This is a genomic window from Enterobacter sp. RIT418 (genome assembly GCF_003057745.1).
Taxonomy (GTDB): Bacteria; Pseudomonadota; Gammaproteobacteria; order Enterobacterales; family Enterobacteriaceae; genus Enterobacter.
On the sequence record NZ_QBJD02000001.1, the window covers coordinates 223640 to 244776 of the forward strand.

General features: G+C 55.1%; 26 protein-coding genes. 14 read left to right on the plus strand and 12 right to left on the minus strand.

Features of this window, described 5'->3' with window-relative positions:
• Positions 1–8 precede the first annotated feature (8 nt).
• Together DBY73_RS01090 and DBY73_RS01095 are read left to right on the plus strand one after the other, a co-directional pair.
• The gene (locus tag DBY73_RS01090; RefSeq protein ID WP_181573187.1) at positions 9–968 is read left to right on the plus strand and encodes a GGDEF domain-containing protein; all 960 of its coding nucleotides are present in this window, start codon (positions 9–11) and stop codon (positions 966–968) included.
• Positions 968–2443, plus strand: a complete 1476-nt coding sequence (locus DBY73_RS01095; RefSeq protein ID WP_112009386.1) for a sensor domain-containing diguanylate cyclase — start codon at positions 968–970, stop codon at positions 2441–2443. The genes DBY73_RS01090 and DBY73_RS01095 overlap by 1 nt, the downstream gene beginning before the upstream one ends.
• A gap of 743 nt (positions 2444–3186) precedes the next feature.
• Here the strand turns inward: DBY73_RS01095 and purB are convergent.
• From purB to rluE, 5 genes are read right to left on the minus strand one after another with little or no spacing between them, the layout of a single operon-like run.
• Positions 3187–4557, minus strand: a complete 1371-nt coding sequence (gene purB / locus DBY73_RS01100; protein WP_112009387.1) for an adenylosuccinate lyase — start codon at positions 4555–4557, stop codon at positions 3187–3189.
• Between the two features lie 19 nt (positions 4558–4576).
• A complete protein-coding gene (gene hflD / locus DBY73_RS01105) occupies positions 4577–5206 on the minus strand; it encodes a high frequency lysogenization protein HflD (protein ID WP_112009388.1) in 630 nt (209 codons plus the stop codon).
• Between the two features lie 27 nt (positions 5207–5233).
• A complete protein-coding gene (gene mnmA / locus DBY73_RS01110; RefSeq protein ID WP_112009389.1) occupies positions 5234–6346 on the minus strand; it encodes a tRNA 2-thiouridine(34) synthase MnmA in 1113 nt (370 codons plus the stop codon).
• A 40-nt stretch (positions 6347–6386) separates the two neighbouring features.
• Positions 6387–6860: an NUDIX hydrolase gene (locus DBY73_RS01115; protein WP_112009390.1), complete on the minus strand. Its 474-nt coding sequence runs from the start codon at positions 6858–6860 to the stop codon at positions 6387–6389.
• A 9-nt stretch (positions 6861–6869) separates the two neighbouring features.
• A complete protein-coding gene (gene rluE, locus DBY73_RS01120) occupies positions 6870–7523 on the minus strand; it encodes a 23S rRNA pseudouridine(2457) synthase RluE (protein ID WP_112009391.1) in 654 nt (217 codons plus the stop codon).
• A 117-nt stretch (positions 7524–7640) separates the two neighbouring features.
• On the opposite strand from rluE, the gene icd reads away from it, so the two are divergent.
• The 6 genes from icd (at position 7641) to DBY73_RS22250 (ending at position 12119) form a co-directional block, all read left to right on the plus strand.
• Positions 7641–8891, plus strand: a complete 1251-nt coding sequence (gene icd, locus DBY73_RS01125; RefSeq protein WP_112009392.1) for an NADP-dependent isocitrate dehydrogenase — start codon at positions 7641–7643, stop codon at positions 8889–8891.
• A 361-nt stretch (positions 8892–9252) separates the two neighbouring features.
• On the plus strand, positions 9253–9801 hold the full coding sequence (locus DBY73_RS01130; RefSeq protein WP_112009393.1) for a chorismate mutase: 549 nt from the start codon (positions 9253–9255) through the stop codon (positions 9799–9801).
• Between the two features lie 163 nt (positions 9802–9964).
• Complete coding sequence (locus DBY73_RS01135) at positions 9965–10633, plus strand: epoxyqueuosine reductase QueH (RefSeq protein WP_112009607.1); 669 nt, start codon at positions 9965–9967, stop codon at positions 10631–10633.
• Between the two features lie 215 nt (positions 10634–10848).
• A complete protein-coding gene (locus DBY73_RS01140) occupies positions 10849–11457 on the plus strand; it encodes a transporter (protein ID WP_112009394.1) in 609 nt (202 codons plus the stop codon).
• 265 nt (positions 11458–11722) lie between these two features.
• Positions 11723–11971, plus strand: coding sequence for a GlsB/YeaQ/YmgE family stress response membrane protein (locus DBY73_RS01145; RefSeq protein WP_008500746.1), 249 nt, complete (start codon positions 11723–11725; stop codon positions 11969–11971).
• Positions 11972–11984: 13 nt separating this feature from the next.
• Entirely contained in the window at positions 11985–12119 is a 135-nt protein-coding gene (locus DBY73_RS22250) for a hypothetical protein (protein WP_258458342.1), read from the plus strand.
• Here the strand turns inward: DBY73_RS22250 and DBY73_RS01155 are convergent.
• The gene (locus tag DBY73_RS01155; RefSeq protein ID WP_112009395.1) at positions 12098–12196 is read right to left on the minus strand and encodes a YoaK family small membrane protein; all 99 of its coding nucleotides are present in this window, start codon (positions 12194–12196) and stop codon (positions 12098–12100) included. The genes DBY73_RS22250 and DBY73_RS01155 overlap by 22 nt on opposite strands.
• A 45-nt stretch (positions 12197–12241) precedes the next feature.
• Positions 12242–13270, minus strand: coding sequence for a sensor domain-containing diguanylate cyclase (locus DBY73_RS01160; protein WP_112009396.1), 1029 nt, complete (start codon positions 13268–13270; stop codon positions 12242–12244).
• A gap of 304 nt (positions 13271–13574) precedes the next feature.
• Between DBY73_RS01160 and DBY73_RS01165 the strand changes: the two genes are divergently transcribed.
• On the plus strand, positions 13575–13829 hold the full coding sequence (locus tag DBY73_RS01165) for a DUF333 domain-containing protein (protein WP_112009397.1): 255 nt from the start codon (positions 13575–13577) through the stop codon (positions 13827–13829).
• An 80-nt stretch (positions 13830–13909) separates the two neighbouring features.
• Positions 13910–14215 (plus strand): hypothetical protein, encoded by a 306-nt coding sequence (locus DBY73_RS01170; protein WP_112009398.1) that lies wholly within the window; start codon positions 13910–13912, stop codon positions 14213–14215.
• Here the strand turns inward: DBY73_RS01170 and DBY73_RS01175 are convergent, their stop codons facing one another.
• On the minus strand, positions 14216–14560 hold the full coding sequence (locus DBY73_RS01175; RefSeq protein WP_112009399.1) for a DUF488 domain-containing protein: 345 nt from the start codon (positions 14558–14560) through the stop codon (positions 14216–14218). It lies immediately after the preceding gene.
• A gap of 148 nt (positions 14561–14708) precedes the next feature.
• On the opposite strand from DBY73_RS01175, the gene DBY73_RS01180 reads away from it, so the two are divergent.
• A complete protein-coding gene (locus tag DBY73_RS01180) occupies positions 14709–15416 on the plus strand; it encodes a CTP synthase (protein WP_112009400.1) in 708 nt (235 codons plus the stop codon).
• A 35-nt stretch (positions 15417–15451) separates the two neighbouring features.
• On the opposite strand, the gene DBY73_RS01185 is transcribed toward DBY73_RS01180, so the two are convergent.
• A complete protein-coding gene (locus DBY73_RS01185; RefSeq protein ID WP_112009401.1) occupies positions 15452–16639 on the minus strand; it encodes a CynX/NimT family MFS transporter in 1188 nt (395 codons plus the stop codon).
• A 99-nt stretch (positions 16640–16738) separates the two neighbouring features.
• Here DBY73_RS01185 and DBY73_RS01190 point away from each other — a divergent pair, with 99 nt between their 5' ends.
• Complete coding sequence (locus DBY73_RS01190; RefSeq protein ID WP_112009609.1) at positions 16739–17530, plus strand: helix-turn-helix transcriptional regulator; 792 nt, start codon at positions 16739–16741, stop codon at positions 17528–17530.
• Here DBY73_RS01190 and DBY73_RS01195 read toward each other — a convergent pair.
• Entirely contained in the window at positions 17514–17960 is a 447-nt protein-coding gene (locus tag DBY73_RS01195) for a DUF441 domain-containing protein (protein ID WP_112009402.1), read from the minus strand. The two genes, DBY73_RS01190 and DBY73_RS01195, sit on opposite strands and share 17 nt — an antisense overlap.
• Positions 17961–18104: 144 nt before the next feature.
• Between DBY73_RS01195 and yoaI the strand changes: the two genes are divergently transcribed.
• Entirely contained in the window at positions 18105–18209 is a 105-nt protein-coding gene (gene yoaI, locus DBY73_RS22255) for a small membrane protein YoaI (protein WP_258458341.1), read from the plus strand.
• Positions 18210–18230: 21 nt separating this feature from the next.
• Here yoaI and DBY73_RS01200 read toward each other — a convergent pair whose 3' ends face one another.
• The gene (locus DBY73_RS01200; RefSeq protein WP_112009403.1) at positions 18231–18731 is read right to left on the minus strand and encodes a YbaK/prolyl-tRNA synthetase associated domain-containing protein; all 501 of its coding nucleotides are present in this window, start codon (positions 18729–18731) and stop codon (positions 18231–18233) included.
• Positions 18732–18894: 163 nt separating this feature from the next.
• Here DBY73_RS01200 and DBY73_RS01205 point away from each other — a divergent pair, with 163 nt between their 5' ends.
• Positions 18895–19791, plus strand: a complete 897-nt coding sequence (locus DBY73_RS01205) for a diguanylate cyclase (protein WP_112009404.1) — start codon at positions 18895–18897, stop codon at positions 19789–19791.
• Between the two features lie 33 nt (positions 19792–19824).
• Here DBY73_RS01205 and DBY73_RS01210 read toward each other — a convergent pair whose 3' ends face one another.
• Positions 19825–21108: a YeaH/YhbH family protein gene (locus DBY73_RS01210; protein ID WP_112009405.1), complete on the minus strand. Its 1284-nt coding sequence runs from the start codon at positions 21106–21108 to the stop codon at positions 19825–19827.
• Between the last annotated feature and the right edge of the window lie 29 nt (positions 21109–21137).

Below are 21137 nucleotides of genomic sequence, written 5' to 3' on the forward strand. Positions count from 1 at the left end.
CTGAAAGGGTGACCAATACGCTAAAGAAAATGAAGTTGACCCTTTCTGCTCAGGTATTTCTCATTAACGAAGAAGGGCAACGGATCCTGGGTAACGAAAAAAAATGGCAACCCCTGACGAAGGCGCAGCTCTCCCGTCTCTATGGCACAGAGGGTATTATCAGAGACCCGGAGAATGGCCGCAGGATTTATTACAGCAGAATGCTATACCCCGAATGGACTGTTCTGATGGTTGCCGACCATTCGATAATGAATCAAATCCTGCTTGAGGAAAGTATCATGCCCGCAGTCACATTGCTGACAGCGATTGGTTTGCTGCTTGTGGCATGGTGGCGGTCCCTGCAAAATCTGCATCTTTTTTACCTCAAGCTTGCAAGCACGCTCAACAGCGACACGGCCCACCCCATGGATGTTGACAAGCTGTTGGAAACGGAGCTGGTTAAAAACCAGGTTACCCTTCGCGATATTGAGCAGCAGAGCCGAACAGACAGCCTTACCGGACTGTTAAACCGCCAGGCCTTCAATGACGATATTGATAGGCTTATCGGGCAGAACACCGACAGGCTGACTCTGGCCTTAATCGACCTCGATAACTTTAAGACGATTAATGATACTTTCGGACATCAGACCGGGGATGAAGTTCTGAAAGCATTTGCGTCCGCCGCCCGCGCTGGGCTTGATGAAGCGGTTGCAAGGCTTTATCGCTACGGCGGAGAGGAGTTTGCCGTTATCTACACCCATATCTCACCCGAACAGGCAAAGGATATGCTGGATGCTGTCCGCCTGGCGTTCAGCACGCGCAAATGGCGTGAAGGAATGAAACACGTTTCATTTAGCGCCGGAATGAAAACCCGCATCGATGAGAGCGTCCAGGAGTTGATTGCAGGTGCAGACACATACCTCTACAGGGCGAAGCGCTGCGGGAAAAATAAGATTGTGGACAACCCTCAGACAGGAGATGTCAGGTAATGAAAACGCTCAATATCACCCGTTACCTGAACCTGACTTTTGGAGGTCTGACGCTGAGTGCGGTGATACTGTTTAGTCTCTATTACGTGGGCCAGCGACACATCATCGCCGAGTCCTATCATCGCCTGAGCCGGGAATACACTGAAAACATGCACAATTTCATCCAGCAACGGTTTGAGGAATATGAACATCAGATAAAGTCTCTGACGCGCGCTATGGGTAAATATAATGACATTGAATCTATTATTACCTCCCCTGATAAGACTAAATTTAGCCAGGCACTGAACCTTATGCCTCAGGCCAGCGCCCTGATTATCAGCGATATGACCGGTCGTTTTGTTCGCTTTCCTGAGCTGGATAAGAAGACGGCCTCCAGGGATTTCGATCCCCGTACGCGTCCCTGGTTTATCGCTTCCGCCAGCTTTGACTCGCAGGCCAAATTTGTACCTCCCTACAGTGATAGTTTTACGCGCCAGGAATGGTTTTCCGTCTCCTCAGCTATCTTCGATCAACGCGGGCTTCAGTCGGGCGTAGCGGCAATCGCGATTAAAACGCCAGCCCTCATGAAAAAGCTGGAGCGCTTCCGGGGGCCAGCTCCCGGCAGATTGCGGCTGGTTAACGACAGCGGGGAAATTATTATGGGACCCGATATAGTCGATAAAAGCGTGTTTAAAAAAAGCGGCAGAAGCCAGGGCTATTTCGAGACTACCAATGCCTGGATCTATTATTACCAACTGGAACACCCAAAGTGGTATCTGGCCTACGAATTTCCTAAGCACGAGTTCTACTCACGGGTCAGAGGCGAGAGCATGACGGTCATATATTCTGCCTGTTTCGGGCTGATGATGCTCTTCATCTGCTGGGGAGGGATGCACTTCGTAGCAGGGCGCATTGAAAACGTACTGACCGGCGCAATCTTGCGCAAAAAGTCGGCTGGCAACAATATTGATCTTCCCTCAGCCATGGAAAACGTTCATCAGCGTCGCATGAAGTTACATAGTCAAGCGATGCATGATGGTCTCACCGGCCTGCTTAACCGACGGGCATTCGACCATCTTTTACAGGATATTCAGGAAAATAAGCGCGCCTGCTGCATCGCGCTGCTGGATATTGATAACTTCAAGTCTATCAACGATGAATGGGGCCATCTGATGGGCGACGATGTGCTGCGAAGACTTTCGTCGCTCGCGGGAGAGTACCTTAATCAGGGAGATATCCGGATATTCCGCTATGGCGGGGAGGAGATAGCGATAGTGTTCCTTGAAATCTCAACTGACCGTGCGTTGGATGCACTTGAAAAATTGCGCGTGGCGACAGAATCGCAAAAGTGGCCTCATGGACGTGGGCCTGAACGCGTGACTTTTAGTGCTGGATTAACCTCATGCGACTTGCTGGGCGTTCATGCTGCCGTCAGAAAAGCAGATGCCCTGCTCTATGAAGCCAAAAGACAGGGAAAAAACAGGATATTAACGTGATTACTCATCGCCCTTAAGGGCGATGCTTCTCAAAATGTTGGCCGCAATACTGAAAATATTCATAGAGTTCCTGCAACATTTTTGGCAATACGTCATGTGCGTAATACGCCGGGCAACGCTTCTTGTTTGATGTGCGGAGGCAGTACATATTGATTGTTCTGATAAGTGGTTTTGATTTATAACTATGGTGTATTGCTTCTACTTGAAGGGCGACATTCGACAGCATACGTAGGTATGCGAGCAACTTCGATAGCAAGAGATACATCACCGGGAGTTACCCGGCGCTCCATCATTTCAGTTAATTTTTCCCAATGGAAGGGTTTAAAGTGTTCAAGCTAAGTTCATCAATACTCGCCATTTTCCTGCTGTCCGGCTGTACTTCTGACGTTACTATCCACCCTCCTCAAAGACCTGAGTATAAAACGATGCCAGAGATATCTCAGTCTGTTACGCCAACGCAGCAGCGTGCCATCATGGCGGGTGAGCGGCCTGACTGGTCGGAACGGACGACAGTCCCCACGATGAGACGATATTAATAAGCTAAGGCTGCCATTCGGTGGCCGTTTTTTATTTTCTAAGAACAGCGCCCACTGAATACTGCGGCGTTGATAATGACGCGACCAGCCAAACCGTGGCCGCGGCGACAATGTTGCGGAACGCAAAAAGTGAAGATTTGGGCACATCAACATTGAGTAAACCGGGGAAAAGCAGTCCCCTTTCCGGGCGGAAAGGGGAGCGGGGAGTTATTTCAGCTCGTCGACCATGGTGATAGCGCGGCCGATATAGTTGGCTGGTGTCATGGCCTTCAGGCGCGTCTTTTCTTCTTCCGGCAGTTCCAGCCCGTCGATGAACTGTTTCATGCCTTCGGCGTCAACGCGCTTGCCGCGGGTCAGCTCCTTCAGCTTTTCGTACGGCTTTTCGATCCCGTAGCGGCGCATCACGGTCTGAATCGGCTCCGCCAGCACTTCCCAGTTGTGATCCAGCTCGTCCAGCAGGCGATCGCGGTTAACTTCCAGCTTGCTCACGCCCTTCAGGGTTGACTGGTAGGCGATCAGCGCGTAGCCAATGCCCACGCCCAGATTACGCAGCACGGTGGAGTCGGTCAGGTCGCGCTGCCAGCGGGAAACCGGCAGCTTGCTGGCCATGTGCTGCAGCACCGCATTTGACAGCCCCAGGTTGCCTTCGGAGTTCTCGAAGTCAATCGGGTTGACCTTGTGCGGCATGGTGGAAGAACCAATTTCGCCGGCAATGGTTTTCTGCTTGAAGTGGTTCAGCGCGATGTAGCCCCACACGTCGCGATCGAAGTCGATCAGGATGGTGTTGAAGCGCGCGATGCAGTCGAACAGCTCGGCGATGTAGTCGTGCGGCTCAATCTGCGTGGTGTACGGGTTCCACTGAATGCCCAGAGAGGTCACGAACTCTTCGCTGAACTGGTGCCAGTCCACTTCCGGGTAAGCGGCAATGTGGGCGTTGTAGTTGCCGACCGCACCGTTGATTTTGCCCAGAATTTCAACCTGCTCCAGCTGGCGATACTGGCGCTCCATGCGGTACGCCACGTTGGCCATTTCTTTACCCATGGTAGATGGGGTGGCGGGCTGGCCGTGGGTACGGGAGAGCAGCGGAATGTCGCGGTATTCCACGGACAGCGCTTTCACCGCATCAATAATTTTACGCCAGTACGGCAGAACAACCTCTTTGCGCGCGGTGGAAAGCATCAGCGCGTGGGAGAGGTTGTTGATGTCTTCAGAGGTACAGGCGAAGTGAATAAACTCAGATACCGCGTGCAGGGCAGGAACGCTTTCCACTTTCTCTTTGAGGAAGTATTCAACCGCCTTCACGTCGTGGTTGGTGGTGCGCTCGATGGTCTTAATGCGCGCGGCGTCTTCTTCGTTAAACCCGGCAACGATTCGATCAAGGTAATCGTTTGCCTTTTCATCAAAAGCAGGAACTTCCTTGATTGCTGCCTGGGCGGCCAGCTTTTGCAGCCAGCGTACTTCAACCTGAACACGGAACTTCAGCAGGCCATATTCGCTGAAGATCCCGCGCAGCGCGCTGACTTTATCGCCGTAGCGTCCGTCGACAGGGGATACGGCGGTCAGTGAGGATAATTCCATAATTCGCAACTCCGGGAGGTTAACAATGAGCAAGAATTTGTTTTGCCTGAGTCGTCAGGCGATTACGAGAGAACATCAGCTGCAGGCGGCCACCGCCAACCTGGTGCCACAGCACGGCGGCACGAATGCCGGCCAGCAGCGAGGCGCGAACCTTCGCCTGAACCTGCGGGCTTTGCAGAACCGCAGGTGAGCCGGTGACCTGAATGCGCGGCCCCAGCGGGCTGATCACGTCAACGTAGATACCGGCCATGGCGCTCAGCAGCGTTTCGGACTGCAGGTCGAAGTGATCGAGCTGGCGCTGCAGCCCGGCGATGCGATCGCCGAGGGTGTCCAGCGCGCCTTTTGCGGCGCTGAGCTTACGTTCGAGAACCATCAGGCTAAGCGTGTAGCGGGTGAGCTCCGCGTTGAGTCCCTGACGGTTGCTGGCGTTGAGCACGCCGAGAAGCGTTTCCAGACCGAGGCGAAGGTTGGTTTCACTGCCGCCAAACACGCCAAGCGTCGAGCCTGGGTTGAGATCGATGACGCTATTAAGTGAAACGTGCAGGGCGTCAGCGTCGCAATGACCCTGATGCGCGAGCTGTTGCACCAGACGGGCTGACTGGCAAATTCCCGCCAGCGCCAGGGTGATGTCGTAGTAGTTCTTCGCCACACGCTCTCCTTTATGTGTGTAATCGTTTTAAACGGCTGGCAGCGGCTGGCGCTGTTCAATAATTCCGCCACCCAGGCAGATTTCACCGCTGTAGAACACGGCGGACTGGCCGGGCGTGACGGCAGAAACCGGTTCGTCGAAACGCACCTCAATGCGATCGTCGCCCAGCGCGGTCACGGTGCACGGGATGTCGGTCTGGCGATAGCGGGTTTTTACCGTGCAGCGCAGCGTGCCCTGAAGCGGCTCGCGATCGACCCAGTGCAGCTGCTGGGCAATCAGCCCAACGGACATCAGGCGCGGATGGTCGTGCCCCTGCGCGACGATCAGAATGTTGTTTTCGACGTCTTTATCGACAACGTACCACGGGTCTTCGCTGCCTTCTTTGGTGCCGCCGATGCCCAGGCCTTTACGCTGGCCGAGGGTGTGGTACATCAGGCCCTGGTGTTGGCCAATTTCGTCGCCGTCCACGGTCACGATTTTGCCCGGCTGCGCGGGCAGGTAGCGGCCGAGGAACTCGCGGAATTTACGCTCGCCGATAAAGCAGATACCGGTTGAGTCTTTTTTCTTCGCGGTGATCAGATCAAGTTCTTCGGCGATTTTGCGCACTTCCGGCTTTTCCAGCTCGCCGACCGGGAACAGGCTTTGCGCAATCTGTTCGTGGCTCAGCGTATAGAGGAAGTAGCTCTGGTCTTTGTTGCCGTCCAGGCCGCGCAGCAGCTGGCTTTTGCCATTTACATCGGCGCGGCGCACGTAGTGACCGGTCGCAATGTAGTCTGCGCCCAAATCTTCTGCGGCAAATTCCAGGAAGGCTTTAAATTTGATCTCTTTGTTGCACAGAATGTCCGGGTTCGGCGTGCGGCCCGCTTTGTACTCTTCGAGGAAGAGCTCAAAAACGTTATCCCAGTATTCTGCGGCAAAGTTGACGGTGTGCAGCTCAATGCCGAGCTTATCGCACACGGCCTGCGCATCGGCGAGATCCGCTGCGGCAGTGCAGTATTCCTCGCCATCGTCTTCCTCCCAGTTCTTCATGAACAGGCCCTCCACCTTATAGCCCTGTTGCTGTAACAGGTAGGCGGAAACGGAGGAATCGACACCGCCGGACATGCCGACGATCACTTTTTTCTGGCTGTTATCTGACATGGAATACTCACGACATTGAACTTCAAGGCGGCGTATTCTATCACGCGCCCCCACCGTTGGCACCCTCTGTAAACGGCCAGTTAAATTCTCCTATGACCTCCAGCGGAAGGCGACCCGCAGACTGCCAGCAGCGGATGCTTTCGGCAACCAGCGGCGAGCGCAGGTTTGGCGCGTTCAGGATCTCTTCAGCCGTCACCCACAGGCAGCGATCGATATCGTCATCGTGCGGCTCAGTAGCGCATGTTTCGCTAAGTTCGACAGCGAATAAGAAACGCAGGAAAGGGGTATGGTCCGGGGCAATCCACTGGTGCATGCGGATGAAGTGCTGAGGCTCCGCGCGGATCCCGGTCTCCTCCCACAGCTCACGCTTAGCGGCCTGCAGCAGCGTTTCATCGGCTTCAAGATGCCCGGCGGGCTGGTTCCACAGCGCTTTGCCGCTGATCGTCTCTTCTACTACCAAAAATTTACCCTGCGCGTGTACCACGCAGGCGACCGTGACGTGGGGCTTGAACATACATTCTCCTTAGGGGGCGACGTCGCGCCATTCACCGTTTTTTAGCGCATCGAGCGTATAGCTGCCCATGGCGTAGCGAATCAGGCGCAGGGTCGGGAAGCCGACGTGGGCGGTCATGCGCCGCACCTGGCGGTTGCGTCCTTCGTAAAGCGTAATTTTAAGCCAGCTTGTGGGTATGGACTTACGCTCGCGGATCGGCGGATTGCGTGGCCATAGCCAGTCAGGCTCGGCTACAAGCTCGACGCCGGCGGGCAGCGTGGGACCATCGTTGAGGGTTACGCCCTCGCGCAGGGCGCTAATGGCCTCCTGCGTGGGCTCGCCTTCTACCTGAACGTAGTAGATTTTTCCGGTGCGTTTGCCCGGCTGGGTGAGCTTCGCCTGCAGCGCGCCGTTGTTGGTCAGGACCAGCAGTCCTTCGCTGTCGCGATCCAGGCGCCCGGCGGCGTAAACGCCCTGAACGGGAATGTAATCCTTCAGCGTGCTGCGCCCGGCTTCATCGGTGAACTGCGGCAGCACATCGTAGGGTTTATTGAACAGGATGATCCGCGCTGGCTGGTTTTCTTGCGGTCTTCTGGCGGAGTGTTGTGAGCTGAATCGCTCAACCCGGTGTTTTCTAAAAGAAGTTTTCTTCATGGTATTTTCAGGCTTTATCAATTGCCGCATTATAGCCTAATAACGAAGACCTTTCATGGCGCGGGACATTCAGGTACTATCGGAAGGCTCATTACAATTTATTAACATAAGATCAGTAACAACCAGAAGCGCTCGAAGGAGAGGTTAATGGAAAGCAAAGTAGTTGTTCCGGCGGAAGGTAAAAAGATCACCCTGCAAAACGGCAAGATTAACGTTCCTCACAACCCGATTATTCCGTTCATCGAAGGCGACGGCATCGGCGTTGACGTTACCCCGGCAATGCTGAAAGTGGTTGATGCCGCTGTTGAGAAAGCCTACAAAGGCGAGCGTAAAATTTCCTGGATGGAAATTTACACCGGTGAAAAATCTACTCACGTTTATGGCCAGGACGTCTGGCTGCCGGCAGAGACGCTGGACCTGATCCGCGATTACCGCGTTGCTATTAAAGGCCCACTGACCACGCCAGTTGGCGGCGGTATTCGCTCCCTGAACGTGGCGCTGCGCCAGGAGCTGGACCTGTACGTGTGTCTGCGCCCGGTGCGTTACTACCAGGGCACCCCAAGCCCGGTTAAGCACCCAGAGCTGACCGACATGGTTATCTTCCGTGAAAACTCAGAAGACATCTACGCGGGTATCGAGTGGAAAGCGGACTCTGCTGACGCAGAAAAAGTGATTAAATTCCTGCGCGAAGAGATGGGCGTGAAGAAAATTCGCTTCCCTGAACATTGCGGTATCGGCATCAAGCCGTGCTCCGAAGAGGGGACCAAGCGTCTGGTGCGTGCGGCGATTGAATACGCGATCGCCAACGACCGTGACTCCGTAACCCTGGTGCACAAAGGCAACATCATGAAGTTCACCGAGGGCGCGTTCAAAGACTGGGGCTACCAGCTGGCGACCGAAGAGTTCGGCGGTGAGCCGATCGACGGCGGCCCGTGGCAGAAAATCAAGAACCCGAACACCGGCAAAGAGATCGTCATTAAAGACGTTATCGCCGATGCGTTCCTGCAGCAGATCCTGCTGCGTCCTGCGGAATACGACGTTATCGCCTGTATGAACCTGAACGGTGACTACATCTCCGACGCCCTGGCGGCGCAGGTTGGCGGTATCGGTATCGCCCCGGGCGCGAACATCGGCGACGAGTGCGCGCTGTTCGAAGCGACCCACGGCACCGCGCCGAAATACGCGGGCCAGGACAAAGTAAACCCAGGCTCCATCATCCTGTCCGCTGAGATGATGCTGCGCCATATGGAATGGTTCGAAGCCGCAGACCTGATTGTTAAAGGTATGGAAGGCGCGATCAACGCGAAAACCGTCACCTATGACTTCGAACGTCTGATGGAAGGCGCTAAGCTGCTGAAATGTTCAGAGTTTGGTGACGCGATCATCGCGAACATGTAATCCACTTGATGGGTTAAACGAGAACGGGAGCGGATAGGCTCCCGTTTTTTTTTAACCCAAAATCTGCCTGATTTCTCCCCGCTGTGTGTACCGATACCTTGTTGTGTTCTCTGGTAATGAAATCATCTCAAGCCAGAATACTTACGACGCGCAAATGCCTTCGCAAAATTACCCTTCAATTTTCATATTTCATCAACGGCGTTTACGAATATATATACCTTAAGCTGAACGATTTTCCGGATGCTGTATATCGATAAATAGAGCTATAACCGCAGGCTTTAGCGCCAATCGATACGGTAAATACCATGGTAGACTGAACCATAGATGGCTGACTTATGCTCTGCATAAAGAGAGGATGCACATGGGAAGTAAATTGACGGGAGGGCTTTTACTCTTGGCTGGAATGTTATTTTCTGCAACGTCGATGGCGATGCAAACTCAGAACGACGATGTGGGCGCACTGATAAACCAGCGATTATCGTATATGAAGGATGTCGCAGGTTATAAAGCCAGCAATCATCTCCCTATCGAAGATTTGCATCAGGAAGACCGAGTCTTGTTTGACTCAATGCTCGAGGCTGAAAAGTTAGGTTTAGACAGAGAGTCGGTAACACCTTTCATACGGGCGCAAATGGACGTCGCAAAGGCAATACAGTACCGTTACCGAGCAGATTGGTTATCTCTCCCTGAAACGGGCTGGAAACCTCAACCGCTGGATAAAGTCAGAAATAGCATTAGCGTATTAAATAGCCGTATTCTTGCAGCTATTCGCGCCGGGTTATCCACCGACGAGGCCTGCGCCGACAAAAATAAATTTATCCAACAGCTTAACCAGACGCATCTTAAAGATAGCGACAAAGAACTTCTTTGGCGTTCATTAGGGAAGATCAAGCTGAAAAACGATAAATAAAATAACGCCATCGTTTTACTGCCAGCGGGAATATTCAAGGGCGTATCTCAAGTCGTCTGAGCGTTGCCGAGCGGAGCGGGCAGCAACAGGGCAGGTAAAAAGTAAAATCCTCCTCGTGAATACGCTACAATTTCTGCAAACACACTTTTGCTGAATGTGAATGATGGCTATCGATAAATTTGAACGACCAAAACTTGAACTCCCTAACGGCGCAAATAAATTGTTACTTCACTCCTGCTGCGCCCCCTGTTCCGGGGAGGTAATGGAGGCCATTCAGGCCTCGGGGATTGAGTACACCATCTACTTCTACAATCCCAATATTCATCCGCAGAAGGAATATCTCATCCGCAAGGAGGAGAATATCCGTTTCGCTGAAAAACATGGCGTGCCTTTTGTCGATGCAGATTACGACACCGACAACTGGTTTGCCCGCGCAAAAGGGATGGAGTGGGAGCCGGAGCGCGGCGTTCGCTGCACCATGTGCTTTGATATGCGCTTTGAGCGCACGGCGCTGTATGCGGCGGAACACGGTTTTAGCGTCATCAGCAGCTCTCTCGGAATTTCCCGCTGGAAGAATATGCAGCAGATTAACGACTGCGGACAACGCGCCGCCGCGCATTACCCTGGAATGGTGTACTGGGATTACAACTGGCGCAAGCAGGGGGGATCGTCGCGGATGATTGAAATCAGCAAGCGCGAGCAGTTTTATCAGCAAGAATACTGCGGCTGTGTCTATTCGCTGCGCGATACCAACATGCATCGTAAATCGCAGGGCAGGCCGCTCATAAAGCTGGGTAAGCTTTATTACGGCAGGGAAGACGAAGGGCAATAATGCGACGCTGGATATTCCTGCAGGCCGCTTGAGTTTACTGTCCGCTCGGCGCGATGAGCGGACATCAGCAACTTGCGCCCTGGCAACGCACGCTTATTTGTCTGCAGGAAAATAGCCATTAATGTTAATCAAATGGGGCATTTGTAGCACGGATCGAAAAGGTTGGACGGGTTAAGCAGGATAAGATGGTCCTTTTAATAACCATGTTGTATCTAATGCTATTACTCAAACCCATTCTCCAGTTCGTCTTTTCCTCGCTCGCGATACTGATTGCCATCCTCTGCCTGCATCTCGATGTGAATCTCTTTAACAACGGTCTTTCAGAAATCTCCGTCACCGAAATTGTGCAGGAAAGCCTGCTGGCAGCGATCGTTGGCGTCCACCTGTGGCTTGCCCGGCGCAGCGGCGCGATGCGCGCGTGCAATATCCTCATTGCAGGTTTTTTTATGTCGATGCTGATCCGCGAGCTGGATGCGCTATTTGACATGATTTCCCACGGCAGCTGGGTGTGGTTTGCGCTGGGTGTGGCAGCGGTCGCCGTAACGAGCGTGGCACGGCATCCCGCAAGGGCGGTACAGCAGCTTGTGGAATACACGCGCACGCCGTGCTGGGGGATCATGCTTTCAGGATTGCTGGCCGTGCTGGTCTTTTCCCGCCTGTTTGGCATGGGGATACTCTGGCATAACCTTCTTCAGGACGGCTATCTGCGAATAGTGAAAAACATGGTGGAAGAGGGGACCGAACTGTTTGGCTATATTCTTTGCGCCACGGCGACGCTTGTCCATCTTGTCGATAGCAACGCCAGGCAAAAAAAAGCCCACTAAAAAGTGGGCAAGAAATACTGGAAGCAATGTGAGCAATGTCGTACTGAATACCTGAGTGATTTGCTCAACTATTCAGTGTTGAGAAAGATAATCTTTCTCAACAAAAGATGCAACCCCACATTTCGTGTGGTACGACAAATTTTTCTGAGCAAAAATCGTCCGAAACATTGATGTGATGTATATCACAAATTTCCTTTCTCAAATCCTGTGCTATTCTTTTCCGTGTCGTTGATTTAATGACTAAAACCATACGGAGAGGAAAACGATGGGAATTTTATCCTGGATTATCTTTGGGCTGATTGCGGGGATTCTGGCGAAGTGGATCATGCCGGGCAAAGATGGCGGTGGTTTTATCGTCACCGTGATACTCGGTATTGTCGGTGCGGTAGTTGGCGGCTGGATCAGTACGCTGTTCGGTTTTGGTAAAGTCGATGGCTTCAACTTTGGCAGCTTTGCCGTTGCGGTGATTGGCGCGCTGGTTGTTCTGTTTATCTACAGAAAAATCAAAAGCTAAACCTGGCGACAGAATGAAAAAGGCTGCCGATGGCGGCCTTTTTACGTTGGGTTACCACCAGCCGAACTGCGAACCCGCTACGGCCACGACGGCCACAACCAGCATGATCAGGGTTGTTTTTCTCATCTATGCCCCCGGCGCGGCGTAACCGCCAACAAAAAACCATGCCAAAAATACCACCGCCGTAATAAAAATGACGACCGGAAAAACGATCCCTATTCTCATGCTTTCACCTGTTTCGGTTTACGTAACGCCATAGAGTGTACGAGGTTAATCCACGGCGAGAAAGTGCGTTTTGCTTTTTGATTTTTTATCCTGATACATCGCGCTGTCAGCGGCGCGCAGGGCGCTGTCCGCATCGGTGCTGGCCGGGTCAACCGCAATCACGCCAAGGCTGGCACCGGGATAAATCAGATGAACCTCGCCAAGCCAGTATTCTCCAGCAATACGCGCGCTAAGTCGGGTTTTCAGCAGGTTGAGCTGTTCACGCTCGCCGCTCCTGCCGTTTTCGCACAGGCACGCCACCAGAAATTCATCGCCACCCAGGCGGCCGATAATCTCGTCCTGCGTTTGGCCTTCGGTCAGCCGTTTTCCAACCTCAATCAGGAACTGGTCGCCCGCTTCATGCCCGAAGCGATCGTTAATGAGCTTGAAATTATCCAGATCGATAAAGGCGATCGCGGCGTTGCGCTTCAGGTGCCGCGCCAGCGAGAAGAGCGTGGTGAGGTTTTCAAAAATGGCCCGACGGTTAGGCAGGCCGGTGAGGGCGTCCGTATAGGCGTGCGCGATGAGCGCCGCATTCGCCTCGCGCAGCTGCGCAACCAGCGACTCTTTCTGAATGTATTGGGCAATCAGTCCGGCAAACAGCCTGAGCACCTGCTCGCCGCGCTCGCTAAGCTGCTTCTTTTGCGTGCTGGTAGCGCAGAGGGTGCCGTAGAGCGAACCATCAGCCAGATGAATGGGAATGCTCATGTAGCTGGTAATACCCAGGGCTTTCGCTGCTTCACACTCCGGCCATCGTTCTGCCACCTCATTGCTAAAGAGCGTGCCGCTGTCTATTGCGCGCTTGCACAGCGTTTCACCCCACGGAACGCTCAGCCCCTCCGGGATCTGCATCTGTTTGCTGTTTCGCGCGTATAAAATATGCTGCAGCCGGGCGTTAATGTCGACTTTGGTCAGGTAGGTTGACTCCATATCAGACACCATCTCCAGCATCTCCAGGAGCTGGCGGACGAGGCTTTCAAGGGATTGCTCGGTGCTGAGGGTTTCTGAAACGCGGGCAAGGATAACATCTGACATGACGGTAGATAGACTCCCATACAGAAGATGTCCGCATCTGCATGTTGTGCTGAAATATTGGGCTCCTGCCATAGTAAAACATGAAGTTAAAAAATTTAATATATTCGTGAGCAAAGTGCGGGGAGGAGATGAAAAAAATGCCCCGTCGTTGAAACGGGGCCAAACATCTTGATTACGGAATGATGCTCTCTGGTCAAATCGAGAACAGGCGATACGTTAGCGCAGAAAAGTGCAGGTTTAATGGAGAAATCATGGAGAAAGCGCGTTACCCTTAGGTTTTCGAGTCACTTAAAGGATCGTTACGATGAGATATCTGTTACTGGCTATGGCGCTGCCGCTCGCGGCCTGCAGTACTGCACCAACGCCCCAGGATGCCCCAAAACCCCCGCACGCGATCGGCATGGCAAACCCGGCGTCTGTGTACTGTCTGGAAAAAGGCGGAGAGCAGATCCCGATTCAAAGCCCGCAGGGCGTGCGTACGGAGTGCAAATTACCCGGCGGCGAGGTGATTGATGAGTGGGAACTCTATCGTCGCGACCACCCGCAACCCGCCAGGTGACAGACGGATAGCGAGTGCGATACACTTCTCTTTAGGATTTATCTCAATCACTATCTGAAGTAATTCACCGCGAGAGAAGTATGTTTCAGCTTAAACCGGGCAGCCTGGCGATCGTCATCGGCGCTCGTACGACGGCAGGGCGTCGTAATATCGGTAAGTCAGTCGAATTATTCGGCCTGTGCCAGCCCGGACAGCGTTTTTTAAACCCGGTAAACGGCGTCATGACGCAGCTGCCGACCACGGCGGATCGCGCGCTGTGGCTGGTGACGGGGGACGTTTATGCCTTTGATAATCAACATGGCTTTGCGTTTGTGCGCCCGGAGCACCTGATGCCGCTCGCGCCGGATGACGTGGCGCAGGCGCGCGATGAGCTGGCCCTTTTCTGATTAAAGATGGCGCAGCCAGTCGGCCAGCACCAGGGCGTGATTTTGCTGCGTATTCTTCGCGCCGTACAGCAGCGTGACGGTCTGCTTTTTCGCTATCTCCGCGAGGCGCATGCCTTCCTCTTTATGCTGCGCCAGCTCCTGCCGATAGGCCTTGCTGAAGTGCGAAAAATCCATCGTTTCACCGTGGAAGGCTTTACGCAGCTCGCTTGAGGGCGTCAGCGTTTTGCACCATTCATCATACGCAAGGTCGGTTTTTTTCACCCCACGCGGCCAGAGTTTATCAACCAGCACCCGGTAGCCGTCTGCCGCGCTTGCCTCTTCGTACACTCGCTTGCACTGGATCATTTTTCCTCCTTACCACACATACCGTTCGCCCAACACTATAGCACTTTGCGCTGCCCCTCCCAATTTAAGGTATTGTGATAAATACAAAAGATCGGTAGTCTGAGGTTCCTTATGTTATCGGATAAAACTCTGGCGTAAGGAACCACTCATGGAACTCTCCCCGGTTAAAACAACGCTGCGCATTGCCCTCGTGGGCGATTACAACCCCGACGTGGTTGCGCATCAGGCGATCCCTCTGGCAATTGATGATGCAGCGGCCGTTCTGGACCTCACCGCTGATTACGACTGGCTTGCGACGACCGAGCTGACCAGCCCCGAAGATCTGGTGGGTTACGACGCCATCTGGCTGGTTCCGGCAAGCCCGTATAAAAACGCTGAGGCGGCATTCATCGCCGCACGCTACGCGCGTGAAAATAGCATTCCTTTCCTCGGCACCTGCGGTGGGTTCCAGCATGCGCTGATTGAATATGCTCGCAACGTGCTGGGCTGGCGCGATGCCGGACACGCCGAAACCGACAGTGAAGGAACCATGGTGATTGCGCCGCTGGCCTGTTCGCTGGTGGAAAAAACGGACGGCATTGAGCTGCGCAACAACACGCTGATTGCCAAGGCCTACGGCAAACCGGAGATTGTTGAGGGCTACCACTGCAACTATGGCGTGTCGCCGGAATTTGCGCAGGAGCTGGAGAGCGGCGATATGCGCGTGACGGGCTGGGACGAGCAGGGCGACATCCGTGCTGCAGAGCTGATCACGCACCCGTTCTTCGTCATCACTCTGTTCCAGCACGAGCGCGCCGCGCTTGACGGGCGTCCGGTGGTGCTGGTGCAGGCGATGCTGCGCGCCGCGCGCGGGTGAAAAAAGGCAGACCCGATGGTCTGCCTTTGTCATTTTTAACGGGGGGTAATCTCCCGATCGCGCCCGGCAAGCACGCCGCAGGCGGCCATCACGACGGCGGCCAGCGCGCAGGCCATCAGCGGAATGTGCCAGTCCCCTGCGGTATCGTGAATTTTTCCCATCAGCGGTGGCCCGCAGGCCGCCAGCAAATAGCCAATCGACTGCGCCATTCCCGACAGTGCCGCTGCCTGATGGGCCGAGCTGGCGCGCAGGCCGATAAACGTCAGGCCAAGGATCATGGTCGCCCCGGAGCCAAAGCCGAAAATCAACGTCCAGACCACGGCCATGCCGGGAGCGAACCAAAAGCCCGCCGCGCTGACGGCGCACATCATCGCAACCAGCCCGGCGATCCCGCGCTGATCCTTCAGGCGGTGCAGGAGCAGCGGTACCGCGAGGCCCGGAACCGCCGTGGCCAACTGCAGCAGGCCGTGCATGGAGCCCGCCTCGGTTTCGCTGTAGCCATGGCTAAGCAGAATCGCCGGAAGCCAGCCGATAATCACATAGTAGATCAGCGAGTTAATGCCGAGGAACAGCGTTACCTGCCAGGCGAGCGCCGAGCGCCAAATGGCGCGGTTATGGAGCGCGCCCGCGCCCGTGACCGTTGCGGGAGGCGTCCGGCGCCACTGCGGCAGCCAGAGCAATAGCGCGGCCAGCGGGAAAATCATCAGCATCAGCAGCGCGCCGTGCCAGCCGGCTCCGCCCAGCGCCAGAGGGACGATCAGCGCGGAGCCGAGCGCGGCGGCGGCCCCCATCGTCAGGGAATAGGCTCCCGTCAGCCTTGCGACCTGGCCGGGGAAATCCCGCTTAATCAGCCCCGGAAGCAGGACGTTACCCAGCGCAATGCCGCAGCCTATTGCCGCCGTTCCCGCAAACAGCATGGTGGCCGAGGGCAGGGAGCGAACGGCAATCCCGGCGCAAATCAGCAGCATGGCAATAAACAGGCTGCGCTCCATGCCTATGCGGCGCGCAACGCCGGCAGCAAGCGGAGAGACCAGCGCAAACGCCAGCAGCGGCAGCGTGGTCAGCAGCCCGGTCTGCGCCGTGCTGAGGCCGTAATCCTGGCTGATGGTGTCCAGCAGCGGGGCCGCGCCCGTAAAGGTCACGCGCAGCGTGGTGGCAATCATCAGGATGCCCGCGATCAGCAGCGCACCCTGTTTCCCGGAAGTTCGAATATCAGTACTCATTGTTTTCTCATACGTTCAGGCAAGGCCATACGATACCGATTTTCTCGGTGGTTTAAATCAGGCTAAAATGACAGTTTATCGCTAATATCGGACAACATGATGATCGGCCTGGGACTCGATGGCTACGATCCCGACAGCCAGCACGACGCGGCGGTGGCCTTTCGCGTTCGCGTGGTGGCCGAGGAGCAGCATATTCCCCTGCACCAGCACCGCAAGGGACAGCTGATTCTGGCGCTTGGCGGGGCAATAACCTGCGAAGTTGAAAATGCGATGCTGATGGTGCCCCCGCAGTATGCGGTGTGGATACCGGGACAGCTGCCGCACAGCAACAAAGCGACCCCGAGCGCGCAGCTCTGCTTTTTATTTATCGAGCCGGGCGCGGTGAGCCTGCCGGAGCGCTGCTGCACGCTCAAAATCTCGCCCCTGGTGCGGGAGCTGATCCTCTCCCTGGCAGAAAAAACGCGGGAGAGCCTGAATCACCCGGCCACGTCGCGCCTGGTGAACGTGCTTTTTGACGAGCTGCCGCTGCAGCCCCAGGAGCATTTACAGCTTCCCGTTTCGCCTCATCCTAAAATCCGTCAGATGAGCGAAACCATGGCCGAACGGCCCGCCCAGTGGCAGACGCTGGCGCAGTGGGCGCGTCACTTCGCGATGAGCGAGCGAAACCTCGCGCGCCTGGTGGTTAAAGAGACGGGCCTCAGCTTTCGCCGCTGGCGGCACCAGCTCCAGCTGATTGTGGCGCTGCAGCTGCTGATAAGCGGAAAATCCGTCCAGCAGACCGCGCAGGCGCTGGGCTATGACTCCACGACCGCGTTTATTACCATGTTCAGGAAAGGGCTAGGGCAGACGCCAGCGCGCTACGCGGCCAGCCTGGCTACGACTTCCCGATAAACAGCGACACCAGCCCGGCGGCAATCAGCGGACCGACCGGCACGCCGCGGAACAGGGCAACGCCCAGCACCGTACCGACCAGCAGCCCGGCAACCAGCGTCGGCTGGGAGCTCATCAGCGTGACGCCGCGGCCGCCAAGCCAGGAGACGAAAACGCCCACGGCTATCGCCACAAGCGATTTCCAGTTGACGAAGGAGTGCAGCAGCGTTGAGGCGGGCAGCGTGCCGCTGGCGATAGGCGCCATCACCCCAATGGTCAGAATGATAATCCCGACCGTCAGGCCCTGTTTTTCGATCCACGGGAAAAAGCCGTTTAGCGGGGTAACGCGCACGATGATCAGTACGAGGATTGAGACGGCCACGGTGGTGTTATGGCTGATAAAGCCCAGCGCGGCGAGCCCCATCAGGATTAAGAGAGTCGGATCTAACATGAATCATCCTTGCCAAAAGTAAGCCTGCTTAATTTGCGCGGATAGCGCTTCTGAAACGCTTTTATAAGATTAACGACAAACCGTCATGCTGCTGTCATTTACGGAGGATAAAACGAGGTTGTGCACCGTTTAAAGGCCACCGCGATGAACGACCATATGTTTGTTGAAACGCTGATAATCACCTCAGCCTTTATCACTATTGCCATCATACTGGTGGCGTCCGTGCTGTTGCTGGAAAAACGCGGCTGACCGATAAGCCAGCCGGGTGCGCTAGCCTCGGCGAAACGTCACCAGCTCAGGACACGCAATGCGCAGGTAGTCCTGGGTATCCATAATCACGGATTTTTCCAGCAGGCCGGCGTTGAAGGCGATCTCGTCCACGCGTTCAAACAGCAGCGGATCGGCGACCAGCGTAAGGTCCGGGTGGAAGCTAAACGGCGGGATTGCGCCGAATACGCAGGCGGTGAGGGCGTCTACCTCGGCAGGGCTGGCGAGGGAGGCTTTAAGCCCGCCAAAATGACCGGCAAGCTGGCTTAAATCGGCCTGCTGATCGGCCGCCAGGATCGCCAGCACGTGCTTTTTCACGCCGTTTCCCTTCACCTTACATACAAGCGCTTTTGCACCCTGCTTCAGCTCTGTTCCGCGAATTTCACTCACCGCTTCGCATTTACCTACGGGCTCATGATCGACGACGCGAAATTTTGCCCCTTGCTGCGATAGCAGCGAGATAAGCTGCCGGTGTGTCGCGGTGCCTTTTATCTCTTCAGACATAACGTTATGACTCTGCGATAGATCATTCAGTGGGAGCACTACAGTAGCATATTTCCTTTTACCGCGCGGGATATGACTCTTGAGCTTATATACGCTTGCTGACAAATATTGAGGCACGGATTGTTACTATTAGATCTGATTTCACTCATTAGCAGGAGCGCTTGTGAACAGAAAATTCAGGGAAATAGATACTACCCTTATCGGTCTAAACCAATCCACCGATGCCCATTTTAAATGGCTGGTCACCGTATTGCGCTACGTTGCCAGCAAAGACGTGGAGCTGATGGAAATCACCCACGAGGATGCACACCAGCACTGCGAGTTTGGCCAATGGCTGAATGCCCAGCTGCTGGAAGAGCGAGGCGACAGGCATTACCTGCTCGATATTTCGACGCATCACCGTAAAGTGCATTTTGCCTGTCAGCAAATCATCACCGCCATTGACGCTCGGGACGTCAGTTCGCACTCTTACGATGCGTTCGAAACGGCGCTGCTGGGCTTCACCGAAGCGCTTTCTCTCTATAAGGTCCACCTGCTGCAGCTGCGCACCAGCTACGACGCGCTTACTGGCCTGCCGCTGCGCCGCATTCTGGATGAATCTTTCGACGCGATGAACGCGGGGCAGGAAGCGTCGGGGCTTTACCTGATGCTGCTGGATATCGATCACTTCAAAAAGGTGAACGATAACTATGGGCATCTGACGGGGGACGCGGTGCTGCGCTCGCTGGCGCTGCATCTGGAAGATAACGTGCGGCGCTCGGAGTCGGTTTATCGCTACGGCGGAGAGGAGTTCATCATTCTTCTGCGGGCGAAAAGCGATCGTGAAGCCACTGCGGCGGCGGAGCGCTTACGCCGCTCTACCGCTGAGGTGAGTACCGTGTCGGGCGAGCATACCGTACGCGTTACCTTTACCACCGGCCTTTCGCGCGTGCATCGCGGTGAACCGCTGCGGGAAGTGCTGGAGAGGGCGGATATGGCGCTTTACCGGGGGAAACAGAGCGGCCGAAACTGCACCATGCTGATCGGCAAAAATCTGGACTGCATGAAGGTGAGCGGATGAAGAAAACAGCCAGCGCTATCGCTGGCTGTTGCATTATGCGCCGCTGGTTGCGGACTGCTTGTGGAAAAGCTCCCTGAACACCGGATAGATATCATCCTGATCGCGAATGTGCTGCATTGCAAAGTTGTCGAACATCGACTGCAGATGCTCATATTCGCGCCACAGCGTCTGGTGGGCTCGACGGGTAATTTCGATGTAGCTGTAGTAACGCACCACCGGCAAAATCTTCTTCGCCAGAATGTCGTGACACAGCGGCGAGTCGTCCGCCCAGTTATCGCCATCGGAGGCCTGCGCGGCGTAGATGTTCCACTGCGCCGGGTCGTAGCGCTCTTTTACCACCTCATCCATCAGCTTCAGCGCGCTGGAAACGATGGTCCCCCCGGTTTCCTGCGAATAAAAGAACTCATGCTCATCGACCTCCTTCGCCTGGGTATGGTGGCGAATATAGACCACCTCCACGTTCTTATAGGTTCTGCTCAGGAACAGATAGAGCAGGATATAGAAACGCTTCGCCATGTCTTTGGTGGCCTGATCCATCGAGCCTGAGACGTCCATCAGGCAGAACATCACGGCCTGGCTCGAGGGCTCCGGGCGTTTTTCATAGTTCTTGTAGCGCAGGTCGAACGTGTCAATAAACGGCACGCGATCGATTTTTGCGCGCAGTTCCGCAATTTCCTTACGCAGGCGCTCCTCTTCCAGCAGCTGCGCCGGCTCGGTGTTTTCGACCACCTTCAGGCTGGTTTCCAGCTCGTGCAGTTCACGCCGCTTGCCGGCGGTCATTGCGGTGCGGCGCGCCAGCGAATTTTGCAACGAACGCACGACGCTGATGTTGGCGGGCACGCCGTTGGCGGTATAGCCCGCGCGGTGCGTTTTGTATTCATTCAACTGGCGGTGCTGGTTCTTTTTCAGATTCGGCAGCGCCAGGTCCTCAAACAGCAGATCGAGGTATTCGTCCTTCGAAATCTGAAAGACAAATTCGTCCTGGCCTTCTCCGTCCTGGCTGGCCTGGCCCTGGCCGCTTCCCGAGCCGCCGCCTCCGCCCTGAGGGCGCTCGATGCGGTCGTTCTGAACAAAATGATCGTTACCTGGGTGTACGCGATGGCGCAGGCCGCCACGCCCCTGATGAAACATCGGTTCGCTGATGTCATCGGTAGGGATGGAGACGGATTCGCCGCTGTCGACGTCGGTCACCGAGCGTTTGTTGATGGCCTCGGAGATCGACTGTTTAATTTGCGATTTATAACGACGCAGGAAGCGCTGGCGGTTCACCGTGCTCTTGTTTTTGCCGTTAAGACGCCGATCAATAAACCAGGTCATAGTTCCCCCGTACTGCATTTGCCAACTTG